This is a genomic window from Thermodesulfatator atlanticus DSM 21156 (genome assembly GCF_000421585.1).
GTDB lineage: Bacteria > Desulfobacterota > Thermodesulfobacteria > Thermodesulfobacteriales > Thermodesulfatatoraceae > Thermodesulfatator > Thermodesulfatator atlanticus.
Genome location: NZ_ATXH01000028.1, coordinates 1 through 12,233, shown reverse-complemented (window position 1 = coordinate 12,233; position 12,233 = coordinate 1). Strand labels below are relative to the sequence as shown.

The 12,233-nt window shown below is 40.7% G+C and carries 12 protein-coding genes; 8 read left to right on the top strand and 4 right to left on the bottom strand.

All coding sequences use genetic code 11. The features are described from left to right. Positions 1-57 precede the first annotated feature (57 nt). Genes H528_RS0110080 through H528_RS0110065 form a run of 4 tightly spaced genes read left to right on the top strand, consistent with a single transcriptional unit; the run spans position 58 to position 3,048 of the window. Positions 58-546, top strand: a complete 489-nt coding sequence (locus H528_RS0110080) for a phosphate-starvation-inducible PsiE family protein (protein WP_022854191.1) — start codon at positions 58-60, stop codon at positions 544-546. After that, a complete protein-coding gene (gene guaA, locus H528_RS0110075) occupies positions 536-2,083 on the top strand; it encodes a glutamine-hydrolyzing GMP synthase (protein WP_022854190.1) in 1,548 nt (515 codons plus the stop codon). The genes H528_RS0110080 and guaA overlap by 11 nt, the downstream gene beginning before the upstream one ends. Before the next feature lie 7 nt (positions 2,084-2,090). Beyond that, positions 2,091-2,402, top strand: a complete 312-nt coding sequence (locus H528_RS0110070) for a hypothetical protein (protein WP_157608226.1) — start codon at positions 2,091-2,093, stop codon at positions 2,400-2,402. After that, positions 2,371-3,048: a nucleotidyl transferase AbiEii/AbiGii toxin family protein gene (locus H528_RS0110065; RefSeq protein WP_022854188.1), complete on the top strand. Its 678-nt coding sequence runs from the start codon at positions 2,371-2,373 to the stop codon at positions 3,046-3,048. Before H528_RS0110070 ends, H528_RS0110065 begins: the two co-directional genes overlap by 32 nt. Before the next feature lie 29 nt (positions 3,049-3,077). Here H528_RS0110065 and rbr read toward each other — a convergent pair whose 3' ends face one another. Then, positions 3,078-3,650 carry a rubrerythrin gene (gene rbr, locus H528_RS0110060; RefSeq protein ID WP_022854187.1) on the bottom strand — a complete coding sequence of 191 codons (573 nt, stop codon included), beginning with the start codon at positions 3,648-3,650 and terminating at the stop codon, positions 3,078-3,080. Positions 3,651-3,813: 163 nt separating this feature from the next. Further along, positions 3,814-4,821, bottom strand: coding sequence for an NAD(P)H-dependent glycerol-3-phosphate dehydrogenase (locus tag H528_RS0110055; protein WP_022854186.1), 1,008 nt, complete (start codon positions 4,819-4,821; stop codon positions 3,814-3,816). A gap of 656 nt (positions 4,822-5,477) precedes the next feature. On the opposite strand from H528_RS0110055, the gene H528_RS14170 reads away from it, so the two are divergent. Genes H528_RS14170 through H528_RS0110035 form a run of 4 tightly spaced genes read left to right on the top strand, consistent with a single transcriptional unit; the run spans position 5,478 to position 8,257 of the window. Next, the gene (locus tag H528_RS14170; RefSeq protein ID WP_022854185.1) at positions 5,478-5,909 is read left to right on the top strand and encodes a GspH/FimT family pseudopilin; all 432 of its coding nucleotides are present in this window, start codon (positions 5,478-5,480) and stop codon (positions 5,907-5,909) included. Continuing rightward, the gene (locus H528_RS0110045; RefSeq protein ID WP_022854184.1) at positions 5,896-6,297 is read left to right on the top strand and encodes a type IV pilus modification PilV family protein; all 402 of its coding nucleotides are present in this window, start codon (positions 5,896-5,898) and stop codon (positions 6,295-6,297) included. The genes H528_RS14170 and H528_RS0110045 overlap by 14 nt, the downstream gene beginning before the upstream one ends. Continuing rightward, positions 6,294-6,878 (top strand): PilW family protein, encoded by a 585-nt coding sequence (locus H528_RS0110040; RefSeq protein WP_022854183.1) that lies wholly within the window; start codon positions 6,294-6,296, stop codon positions 6,876-6,878. Before H528_RS0110045 ends, H528_RS0110040 begins: the two co-directional genes overlap by 4 nt. A gap of 20 nt (positions 6,879-6,898) precedes the next feature. Next, positions 6,899-8,257 carry a pilus assembly PilX N-terminal domain-containing protein gene (locus H528_RS0110035; protein WP_022854182.1) on the top strand — a complete coding sequence of 453 codons (1,359 nt, stop codon included), beginning with the start codon at positions 6,899-6,901 and terminating at the stop codon, positions 8,255-8,257. A gap of 83 nt (positions 8,258-8,340) precedes the next feature. Here the strand turns inward: H528_RS0110035 and H528_RS13485 are convergent, their stop codons facing one another. Beyond that, a complete protein-coding gene (locus tag H528_RS13485; protein ID WP_157608223.1) occupies positions 8,341-10,686 on the bottom strand; it encodes an RIFT barrel domain-containing protein in 2,346 nt (781 codons plus the stop codon). A gap of 432 nt (positions 10,687-11,118) precedes the next feature. Continuing rightward, the coding region (locus tag H528_RS0110025) for a PD-(D/E)XK nuclease domain-containing protein (RefSeq protein ID WP_022854180.1) at positions 11,119-12,233 on the bottom strand (1,115 nt) is incomplete at its 5' end.

The following is a 12,233-nucleotide window of genomic DNA, read 5'->3' as shown; positions in this document are numbered from 1 at the left end:
CTCTAATAAATTTTTATGGGATAATCTACCCCATAAAAGCAGGAGGGGGCATAGCGCATGAAACCAAAAAGACTGTGGCTTGACATTTTTTTCCAGGAGCAATTTTTACGTGTTGAGCGGTTTTTATACATTTTGGTGGCCGTGCTTATCTTGATCGCCTCGGCAGTGGTAATCTACGACGGCGCCCTTGCCCTTTATCACTTGATTATTGACGAACACGATTTTACCCATGGCATCCTGAAAGTGATGGACCGTTTTTTGCTCGCCCTGATGTTTCTTGAAATTTTACACACTGTTCAGATTATTTTTGGAGAAGAGCATCATCTTGCCTGTGTGGAACCCTTTATCATGGTTGCTATTATAGCCTCGGTAAGAAGGCTTCTTATTCTATCTTTTGAGATTTCTCATGCTGGCCAGATTCCTTTAGATAGACTCCACTACTATCTTGTGGAAATGCTTATTATCGGAATTTTGATTGTCTGCCTTGTAGGTGCCGTAATTTTCTTGCGCAGATCCCGGGAGAGGAGGAGACAAAATGTATCCTGATGATCGTATCTTAGTGATAGATTTTGGGTCTCAAACCACCCAGCTTATTGCGCGCAGGGTGAGGGAACTTCACGTTTACAGCGAGATAAAACCTTGTACGGCCTCCCTTGAGGAAATAAAGGCCTTTGGGGCTAAAGGGATAATTCTTTCTGGTGGGCCGGCAAGCGTTTATGACGAGGGAGCGCCTACTATCCCTCGCGAGGTATTTGAACTGGGAGTTCCGGTTTTGGGTATTTGTTACGGGATGCAACTCATGACCTTTATCTTGGGCGGCAAGGTCGAAGAAAGCTCAAAAAGGGAATACGGCCCAGCTGACCTTACGATTCTAGACACCGAAGACCTATTTTACGGCTTAAATACTTCCCGCAAATACCGAGTGTGGATGAGCCACGGGGACAGGGTAGAAGAACTTGCCCCTGGCTTTGAATCCATTGCGAAAAGTGAAAATTCTCCTTATGCCTCTGTCCGAAACAAAGAAAAGTCCCTTTTCGGCGTACAGTTTCACCCAGAAGTAGCACATACGGAAATTGGCCGCGAGGTGCTTGCCAACTTCGTGTTGCGTATTTGTAAGTGTGAGCCCACCTGGACCATGCGCTCTTTTATAGACCGCGTGGTTGAGGAGGTGCGTGCCAAGGTTAGCCCAGAAGAAAAGGTCATTTGTGCCCTTTCTGGAGGAATTGACTCCACGGTCACTGCGGTACTTGTGCACAAAGCAATTGGTGACCGGCTGGTCTGTATTTTTGTAAACAATGGCCTTTTGCGTAAAGGTGAGGTGGAAAGTGTTCTCAATCTCATGCGCTCCCTTGGCCTTAACGTGCGTTATGTAGATGCCTCTGAGCGTTTTTTAGAGCGTTTAAAAGGTGTTACTGATCCTGAGAAAAAACGTTTAATCATCGGCCACACTTTTATCGAAATTTTCGAAGAAGAGGCCAAAAAAGTAGGCAGGGTGACCTATCTCGCCCAGGGAACCCTCTATCCTGACGTAATTGAAAGCGTGTCCTTTAAAGGCCCCTCTGCCACCATCAAGACACATCACAATGTAGGCGCACTTCCCGAGCGCATGAAACTAAAACTCATTGAGCCCTTGCGTGAGCTTTTTAAAGACGAAGTGCGCGAAATAGCCAAAGAACTTGGGCTCCCAGAAGACATCATCTACCGCCAGCCCTTTCCGGGGCCAGGCCTTGCCATTCGCATCCTGGGAGAGGTCACCAAAGAAAGACTTGAAATCCTTCGCGAAGCAGATGCCATTGTGCTTGAAGAGATGAAAAAAAGCGGCTGGTATCGCAAGGTGTGGCAGAGTTTTGCCGTGCTTTTACCTGTGCGCAGCGTGGGGGTGATGGGTGATTTTCGCACTTACGAGTACGTGATTGCCATAAGGTGTGTTGATAGCGTTGATGCCATGACCGCGGACTGGACAAGGCTCCCCTACGATATTTTGGCACGTCTTTCCAATCGGATTATCAATGAAGTCCGTGGGGTAAACCGGGTGGTTTACGATATCTCTTCCAAACCCCCTGCCACTATTGAATGGGAGTAAGATGGATGTGAAAAACAACAGACAGAAGATCAAGGTCCTACTTGCCTGGGACAGGGATATCAGCTTTGAAGAATTAAAAAGTGCGGTGTGCAGGGGAGAATCTCCTTTTTTTGAAAGAGCCCTTTCAAAACTTACGTGGGATGAACTTATAAAACTTTTTGGGAAACCAGAAACCTTTTTTGACACTCTGGAAAAGGGCTTAGCTGGTCAGGGGTTGCGCCGCCCAATTGAGCTTGACCAACGGTTCAGAAAAAAATTAAATGACTGGCTTTCTTTAAAAGAGATTTATGAAAGACACTGTTTCCATAAAAAAGATTGAGTCTTTACAGAACGATGTTTTAAAGCAGGTAGCCAAAATCCAAAAAAAGTATCCTGATATTTTTTTTGTTTTTACCGGAGGCACGGCCCTTTCTCGATTTTATTTGAAACACAGGTTTTCTGAAGATATTGATCTAATAATCTCGGGAACAGACGAGAGAAGTATTTTAAGAATTTCTCAAGAATTTTCACGACGACTAACTATCTGCGGACGCCTTGAATTGAGAAATTTCGATTTAGATTTTGGCCACTTTGAATGGTTGTTGTTTTCAAAAGATACTTTTTTAAAAATTGAACTTTCCCAAAAATTTGGCAGAAATATTTTCCCACCAAAGGTTTTCGGAGATCTTTTAGTTGAGGATTTAAAAGGGCTTTTGGTGGGAAAAATTGAAGCATTTCTTGGAAGAGAAGATCCCAAGGATTTGATAGACCTTTTGATCTGTTTTCAAAAGCATCCCGACGTTTTATGGGAAGCAATTAACGAGGCCTCAAAAATGATCCCGGCCTTTGGTTATGCGCATTTCTTAAGAGAAATTGAGCAAAGGCCTTTATCTCTTGAACGGCAAAAGTTGTTTATTTCTTGTTCTCTGGCAAAGTTTGAAGAATTAAGACACGGGTTGATAAAATATTTTTTTGAGAAAACTTAGGCGCCCCCTTAGCGGGGGCTTTTTATTTTTTACCAGGGTTCTACGTAAAGTTCGAAGTAGGCCCTTGAGTGGGCACAGGCAGGGCATTCCTCAGGGGCTTCAAGGCCTTCGTGTACGTATCCGCAGTTGCGGCAACGCCACTTAACCTGCATTTCACGGCGGAAAACGCGGTCTTCTTCTATCAATTTGGCAAAGGCATCATAGCGGCGCTCATGATACATTTCTGCTACCGCAACCCGTTCAAAAACACCTGCTATTTCAGGAAACCCTTCCTGACGGGCAATCTCGGCAAACTCTGGGTACATTTCTTTCCATTCGTAATGTTCCCCGGCCGCAGCGTGACGCAGGTTTTCTAAAGTGGTGCCAATCTTTCCTGCGGGAAAAGTAGCACAAATTTCTAGGTCTCCACCCTGAAGAAACTTGAAAAAGCGTTTGGCATGTTCTTTTTCCTGGTTGGCAGTTTCTTCAAAAATGTGTGCAATTTGTACGAAACCTTCTTTTTTAGCCACCGAGGCAAAATAAGTGTAGCGATTTCGCGCCTGGGATTCCCCAGCAAAGGCCTTGAGCAAATTCTTTTCCGTCTTGGTTCCTTTCAGTTTCATCTTAACCTCCTCTTTTTTATTTAATGGGAACATTTTTTGTCGTCATTTTTCGGGATCCGTTCCTATTTTTCGTTCCAAAAATAGGAATGATATTTTTATCAACGTCGGTTGTTTAGTGCTCCCATTAATCTTAAACTATCATAAAATAATTCTTAGTCAAAAATCATTCTAAATAAAATTCTTCTTTTAATTTACGGGCAAGAAGACTTTTTACCATCTCCCTGGGATTTTGGCCTTGATAAAGTACTTTATAAACAGCGTTACAAATGGGTGTTTCCACACCTACTTTTTGAGAAAGCGCTCTAACCGAAGAAGTTGTGCGCACTCCTTCGGCTACTTGTTTAAGGTCTGAAAGAATCTTCTCGAGTGGTTCTCCTTGTCCCAGGCGTAGTCCAACGGTGCGGTTGCGTGAAAGAGGGCCTGTGCAGGTAAGGACCAGGTCTCCCATGCCGGCAAGCCCTGAAAAGGTTAAAGGGTTGGCCCCAAGCTTTACTCCCAGCCGCGAAATTTCTGCAAGCCCCCGAGTGATAAGGGCTGCCCTGGCATTTAGGCCAAGTTCCATTCCGTCAGAAATCCCAACAGCGATGGCAATAACGTTTTTAAGGGCACCTGCAAGCTCCACCCCCAGCACGTCTAAACTTCGATAAGTGCGGAAATAATTAGCAGCAAAGGTTTGTTGGACAAATTTTGTGATTTCTTCTTCGTAGCCGGCGATGGTTACCGCGGTGGGGAGCCCCTTGGCGACTTCTTCGGCAAAGCTTGGCCCTGATAGAATGGTGTAATAGGAATGCCACTTGGGAGGTAATTCTTCTCTAACAACCTGGCTCATGGTGGCCAGGGTCTTTTCTTCAATCCCTTTAATAGTTGATACCAAGGGAACGGGATCTTCTGGTAGAAAATCTAGAAGATTTTTCAGGGCGTTTCTCAAAGCGTGAGAAGGAACTGCCAGTACGATTAGCTTTTTCTTACGCAAAGATTCGGGTTCGCAAGTGGCTGAAAGATTTTTTGGGAGTTTGATTTTGGGGAGATAAAAGGGATTTTCTTGGCGTTCGTTAATGGTTTGAGCAATCTCTTGCCTTCTGGCCAGAAGTTCTACTTTTGCGCCTTTTTCTGCAAGTAGTTTACCAAGAGCCGTACCCCAACTACCAGCACCAATGATTGCTACTTCCATATGCCTTATTTAACTACGTAAAATTCTTATTTACAAAATTTTTTTAGAGACCATTGCAAAATACCTTCTTTTGCGGTTGTGCTTGTAACGTTGGTCTTGGCAATTTTATAAAGTTTTATCCAGATTTATCGGCATAAAAAAGTGTTTTTATTTTTCGTCAGGGGCGATTGTTCACAACGAAAACATAAAAAGGCTTTAAAGGGAAAGTCCCCCAGGACTTTCCCCTTAAGACCATTTTCACAGGAACGGGAGCATGTTTTAGTCGATAATGCTTTCAGGGATTCCTTCCCATTTTTCCCTACGAAAAATAGGAACGGATCCAAGGTGTTGTCGCTAGGCGCCTTGTACGCCCGCGCGATTCCATAAGATTGCTTTGCTTCTATCGTAATGAAATTTTAAAATCCGGCTGTTCTGTGCTCAAAGAAACATTCCTTTTCCACAAAATTTCTACGTTTTTTCTACGAAATATTCCTAAAGCAGGGGCATTTTATCTTCGAAAAGAGAAATAGAAAACACTAATGTGAAATCTCGGAGATTGGTGTTGCAGGCACAACTGGATCCGTTCCCGTTTTTCGGAACAAAAAAGAAGAACGTTCCTGGAACAGGATTTAAAAAAAGCTTTTGCAAAGGTTTCTAAAAAATATTTGGGAGCAGATATGCTTAATTCTAAGAAGAATCAAGGATTAACTTTAGTTGAGATAATAATAGCATTAGCTGTTTTAGCAATTTTAGCAAGTTTCGCTTGTCCCAATTTTATACAACTTGTAAAAAATGAGAAGCTAAAATCTTTTGCTAATCAAGTTTATGCTGACATTATGCTCGCAAGAAGTCTCGCAGTAAAACACAATGGCGCTAAAGTTGAATTTTCTAATAATGGTTACTCAGTGAAAATTAATGGCGATGTTACGTATAAAACAGTTAGTGCACCAGATGGTATTATTGTTAGTAATAATTTTACTAATAATGAACTTGAATTTAAGAGGAATTCTTTGCCAAAATTTAACGGAACTATTTCCATTTCAAATGGATCTAAAACAATAAGTATAATTGTTAATTTAAATGGAGGTGTTAGTTTTGAAGCGAACTGATGGTTTTACTTTAGTAGAGAGCCTAGTTGCTTTGGTAATATTTCTTATTGCTATAGCCGCTTTTTCTTCCCACGCTATAAGTTTATTTAAATACCAAAAGATAAATGAAGAACGTCAAAAGGCCTTGGCTAAGGCAGAATACATACTTAATAATTTGCTGGCTGAAGGATTTAGCGATGATTGTCTTTCAGTAGGAAATCACTCTTGTACGTCTAATTCGGATTGTTGTGGTGGTTATGGAGAAGATCCTGCGATATCCTGGAATGTATCATATGGTCCTGATAATTATACTAAAAAGATCAGTGTTACTGTTAATTTTTCCTATCAAGATTATGCTGCATCTGTAAACTTAGTTTCTCTGAGGGGAGATTGGGAGGTTAGTAAATGAAAAATCGAAGAGGCTTTACTTTAGTTGAACTTTTAATATCAACTTTAATTTTTTTACTTCTTTTGGCAGCTATTGTTGCGGGATTTTCAAATATTTATAGGCCTTTAACGTCTTCATTTGGGCTTTCAAGATCAGAATCTTCTATTCCTTTAGCTTTAGAGCTTATTAATTCTGATTTACGTAAAGTAGGATATTCCGCTAATGGCACCATTACAGACCCTTGTGAATACGGAAATAATTGGATTTATGTTAAATTTATAGATTATGATGAATCTAGTTGTGCTGATAAGGATTGGAATAATGTGTCTTGTAGAACATGTGTCAAATATTATCTATCTGATAATAGACTGATGAGAGATGTTGACTCAGGTTGTGATGGTAGCTCTGTTACTTCTTCTGTTTTTCCGGATAGTATTATAGTAGAAGAATTTAGACCTGAAATTGCAAGTTCTGTTTCTTCCCCTCTTGTAATTGGTTATAAGTTGAAGCTTAAAACTAAAGGTCTTTTAGGTGATAGAATTATCGAGATAAAAGATAAAATAATAGCCTATAATTGTGATGAATGTATTTCTAGCCCTTGATTAATATTAGGAGGTATATCATGTTTAATAATAAGGCATATATCTTGATCAGTGTTTTGGGTTTTATTCTCGTGTTTATGGTTTTAGGAGCTGCAGTTACTCAAATGGTAACTGCAGACACTAATCTTCAGATTAATTTAAAACATTCAAAACAGGCTTTAGCAGCTGCAGAAGCAGGGGTTCAAAGAATTCTTGGATTAATTGCTAATAATAAACTTGATAGCTATTGTACAAAAGTTAATACAGACAATTATACTTGTAATGGGACTTTAAGTGACAACATGAATTATCTGGCTAATATTGATCTTGCTAATAGTACAATTGAAGCACAGGGTTTTTTTGTGGATTCTACTTATTCTATTTATGTTGAGTTTAAAAAGGGTAGAGACTTTTATTCTTTTGCTGTTAATGGAAAGTTTGATATTTCAGATTTTAGTAGTGTAGGTAAAGGAGAGAACTGGTCCGATAACACTACGGTAGGAGTAAAAGAGATAGATCAGACCCTTGCGGAAGATATGAGAAATAAGAATTTTGATATAGAGATAAGAAGTGATTTAGATTTGCCCAGAGTTTCTGATATTAACGTTAATTTATGGAAGCCTAATTCTAGTAGTTGTGATTATGGAGATTTTTCTAGTGATATTACTATTAGTGCTAATTTAATAGACAAAAATGGTGATGGGAAAGTGGTAGTTTGTGCTAATAATCTTTCTTTAGATGATAGTCTTATTTATTTCCAAAATGATCTGATTATTTTTGCGGAAGGAGATATCAATTTTACTAGAAATACTACTCTTAAAAAAAGAACTGGTTCCGATGCGGATCTAACTATTATTTCTTTAGGAAAAATGAATTTTGATGATAATAGTAATATAGATTTTGCTGGTGCTGATGCTGGATATAATATTTTATTATATGCTAAAGAGGGAATTGAGAGTGATGATACTACTGGTCAATGGATTTCTATATCTGGAAATCAAAACACTGATCGCATTTCTAATGTTTTCATTCTTACACCAGATAAAGTCGAAGTCGATCGCGATTTGATAGATGATACTGCAAAAACTAGAAATGATGTTAACTTTATAATTTGGGCCGACAAAGGTATTGAAAGTACTAATGGCGGCTTTGATATTAGTGGTAGTTCTGATACCGAACGTAATTTTTCGATAATTGTTGCTGATGGAGATGCTAATTTTGATCGTTGGCAATATACTGGATCTGAAACTCGTGCTGGACTTACTTATGAAAAAATTGTTAATTATTGCAATTCAACAGACATTCCAGAATTCTATCGCAATATTTATTGTGAACTCAAAGATCAGATTGAAAACGGCGACGGAAAAAAGATAAAAATTATTTCATGGCGTGTGGAGTAGCTTTATTACTGATAGCATTTTGAATCGACCATGCCAGGGATCCGTTCCCATTTTTCGGAACGAAAATAGGAACGTATCCTCAGCTATATCGAACGTTTGTTTGCCCTAATCACCCACTTAAGGGATAAAAATCGCTTTATTTTTATTTTTTGGGGAATAAATACTTGAGGTTTGCCGAAATTGTATTTTTTCTCGGGCCATTTTTCAGGACGTGCTTGCTTAAACCAGGGGTAGCTAAAACCACTTTGCAAAATTATAGCAAGCGGCCTGGTATAATGCCAGGTAGGAAAGCTAAGAAGCCTTTTTAACGATATTTCATAAAAATACTTAGCTTTTGCGCGGAATAACTCTTTTTCTTCGTTGTTATTTGTAAAATATGCGGCTAAGTTGAAAACTTCCGCCTTGCGTATTTCTTGTGCCGCCCATGTCTCCGTGGGATATTCTAAAAGTTCGGGTTTATCTAAATAAAAATACTCTTTTTCTGCCATCCAACGCGCGTAATGGATAAGGCTTGCTCTGGCATAAGAAAACATAAAGTCAAATTCTTCCCATTCCTTTTTAAGCAAAAGATACTTGCCGAGGACTTGTAGAAAAACCGTATAAGACCATCTTTCCTCTGGATTCAAAAGCCCTAGTTCGTCTTGATTATCTTCAGGGTGAATAGAGCGGCGAATAAATTCTTCAGCTTTAAGAAGATAACGCTTTTCATGGGTAAGCAAAAAGGCATCGAGAAGACAATTGATGGAATTGCCAGCACCACGTCCTGGCCCGTGATACCAGGGATCTCTTGTTTGGGTAGCCAGGCCGCTTGGAGTTTTGTCAAACCAGGCAAAGATTTTGTAAGGTTTGTCCATATCAATGACATGTTCTGCAAAGGAAATTACCGCTTCTTTTGAGCGTGGATCTCCTGTTAAAAAATAATGTAAAAGAAGTCCTGAAGAATAAAGATGTTCGTTTGAGGGCCCTCCACCTACAATGCCTGCGTCTTTTGAGTAGCAACGATGGGTTGAGCGATAAGCATCTACATAGTGAAAAGTATGCCAGAAAAGGCCATTGTTATAAGCTGGTTTGTCTTCGTTAGTATGGTATATGTCGATATCATAAACATGACGCGCTAAAGCATCAGCTAATATAAACCAGTCTTCACTGGCAGAACTTAAAAATTGAACCAAGCAACTGTAGATCAGGTCGTATTGGTTGTTATAATGAGAGATGATCGGCTTTTTCCCTTTATTAAAGACGTTTTCATGGTCAGCATAGATGTCTCCGAAATTGCGCCAGCCAAACTCATCGATAATCTCTCTTTTGGCAAAAAATGAAGTAGGGCCAGCAACAGCACTTTCTATCATTTCTTTATAAAGAGATGGCAGTTCTTCAGAGGGTAAAAAACAAAAAATAGCACATGTTTGTTTGATATAATCAGGATCAAGATAAATGTTTGGCAGATCATTCACCCAGGTAAAATCAAGGTCTTGCTCCGCAAAAAAGATGGTATGAGTTTTTTGTTCTCCGCCTTGTATTTCGTGTAAATCAGGGAACTCCTCAGGAAAAAGGCCTACGCGCAAAAAAGTACCATCATAAGAAATAACTTTAGGGAAATTTTGCCAAAATTCCTTAACTGCAAGGGAAAAGTTTTCGCTTCTTATGACAGGATTTGCCCTTAAACCGTAAGTCTCGTTATCATCGTAGGCGAATAAAAAGCCTCTCATACGGATAGGGACTTCTCCCAAACGGTTGACATGATTGCGAGAAAGCCAGTTCTCTCCACCACTTGACTCCTGGTAAAGGCTAAATTTTTTTGCTTTAACTGGTGCGTTTGTTGGTTCTGTTTTTATTAGGAATTTTTCCTTCGGAATTTCGAAAATAAGCGAAAAATCTTTCAGATAGATTGAACCAGGGTCCCCTAAATCCCAATAGCCGCCTTTGTGTTTAGCTCGTCTGGGATTCCTGATTGTGATATCCAGGCGATAGCAGTTTAAAAGGGGATAAAACGTCAAATATTCAAAGATATTAAGAACTACGTCCTGTTTGCGAGAAACGATTTGGTTTTCCCTTAAGAAGACCCACTTCACTGGGCCATGTTCTACAAAGGAAAATTTGTCAGGTTTAAAAGAGATTGTATGGCCCTTTTTGCCGATAATATTTATTTTGTAAGGAATTTTTGGGATGTGAGGCACAATTTCATTAGTTTTTGAAGAAGCCTTGGTGATTTCATATGTCCCTTCCTGGTCGGCAATAAAGTCAACTAGCAGCCATTTTATACTTTTATCAGGCCAACAGGAGAGTGCCTTAAACTGGGCGGGATAGTTTTTAGATCCTTTTACCAGGGAAAGCCCGGAAGTATCTTTCAACTCTCCCTTTTTAACGGGAACACCTATGGATACAGGTTGCTTGATCGAAATGTTTTTAAGGATAATTTTGGGGTTCACACAAAAAAGTTTAAATGAGACCCTTTTCCTTGTCATCAATTAATCGCCCCTGGGGGACGCTAAGGATCCGTTCCTATTTTTCGGAACGAAAAATAGGAACGGATCCTTAATAATGTCGGATATTTAAGACCCCATCAATATAACCCCTAAAACCTCTTAGAACCTCTGATCACCGATTACTGCTCACAAATCGCCCTTAGCCCGTTTAATCAACCTGTGGATTCTTCGGGCCTGACGGCCCCTCAGGATGACGGTGGTAAGTTGTCATCCTGAGCCGAGCGCTAGCGAGGCGAAGGATCAATTAATGGATTCTTCGGTCGCTTCGCTCCCTCAGAATGACCCTTTTTTACTCGTCATCGCGAGGCGACGTAGTCGCCGTGGCGGTCTCTCCCACAGCCGTCATCACGAGGCGACGCAGTCGCCGAAGTGATCTCAGGAAATCTCTTCCACCTCAAAAGAAACGATGTTCCGCTTGCGCTTGCTGAACTCAACCCCGATAAGCCAGATCTTTTTGCACTCGCCCTTATACTTCTCCCAGTAGCGCTTCTCTTTTAGCTGCAAAAGTGCTTTACCTTCTGGCTCATCCTCCACCACCTTAAACTCAAAGAGATAACACCTGCCCTCAAAAAGCACCGCCATGTCCAGGCGGCCCTGGTTAGTGACGTCTTCCACCCGCACGTCTAAGCCAAGCGCCGCAAAGTAGCAGTAAAAAATGCTCGCGTAAAAGCCCTCGTATCCCGCAAGCTCCGTTTTCCGATACCAATCGTGCGGTATCGAGGCAAAAAAAGCGCGAAAAATATCTATCAAGTCTTCTACTTTTCCGGATTCAAGGATACGGGCAAGCCGAATTTCATTCTGCACCTTAGTGCGTAAGTCCTGCACAAAATAATTGAGAAGATGTTCGGAAAAGGCAGATCTGACCTCAAGATTAGGATATCGAAGCTTATAAATGCGTTTTTTGCCGAGTACGTATTCTAGATTTTCGATGGTGAGATAACCCGTCTGAAATAAAATAGTTTCGGGCTTGATAGACTCTATTTCAAAACTTTCTAAGAGTTCTTCGCCAACTTCCAGGCGTTCAAGTTCAGGTATAAAAAACTTTCTCTCGGTAAGAAGCTTTATGAGAAAAGTCGGTGTGCCGGTCTCAAACCAGTAGGGCCTAAAATCATAACTTCGCAGAAAGAGCAGAATGTCGAAGGGATTGTAAACAGGCTCGCCAAGCCAGGAGTAGCCGTTATACCAGCGACGCACCTCAGAAAGATTAATTCCTTCCAGGCGGTCGGCAAAGGTGTTTTCAAATTCTTCTTGGGTGTAGCCACAGATGGTGGCGTAATCAGGGGAAATGGTTATGTCTTCCAGGTTATTTAAGCCTGAAAAGATCGAAACCTTGGAAAACTTGGTAACGCCGGTGAGGAAGCAAAACTTGAGATAAGGGTCTGCGTCTTTGAGTACGGAATAGAAGTTTTTTAACTCTTCGCGTATTTCTGCGGCTAGTTCGGGCTTGTGGATGTTATCAAGGATGGGTTTGTCGTATTCGTCGATAAGGA

Coding starts and splice junctions, on each gene's coding strand:
- H528_RS0110080 (WP_022854191.1), top strand. CDS start 58: ATGAAACCAAAAAGACTGTGGCTTGACATTTTTTTCCAGGAGCAATTT.
- guaA (WP_022854190.1), top strand. CDS start 536: ATGTATCCTGATGATCGTATCTTAGTGATAGATTTTGGGTCTCAAACC.
- H528_RS0110065 (WP_022854188.1), top strand. CDS start 2,371: ATGAAAGACACTGTTTCCATAAAAAAGATTGAGTCTTTACAGAACGAT.
- rbr (WP_022854187.1), bottom strand. CDS start 3,650: ATGAAACTGAAAGGAACCAAGACGGAAAAGAATTTGCTCAAGGCCTTT.
- H528_RS0110055 (WP_022854186.1), bottom strand. CDS start 4,821: ATGGAAGTAGCAATCATTGGTGCTGGTAGTTGGGGTACGGCTCTTGGT.
- H528_RS14170 (WP_022854185.1), top strand. CDS start 5,478: ATGCTTAATTCTAAGAAGAATCAAGGATTAACTTTAGTTGAGATAATA.
- H528_RS0110040 (WP_022854183.1), top strand. CDS start 6,294: ATGAAAAATCGAAGAGGCTTTACTTTAGTTGAACTTTTAATATCAACT.
- H528_RS0110035 (WP_022854182.1), top strand. CDS start 6,899: ATGTTTAATAATAAGGCATATATCTTGATCAGTGTTTTGGGTTTTATT.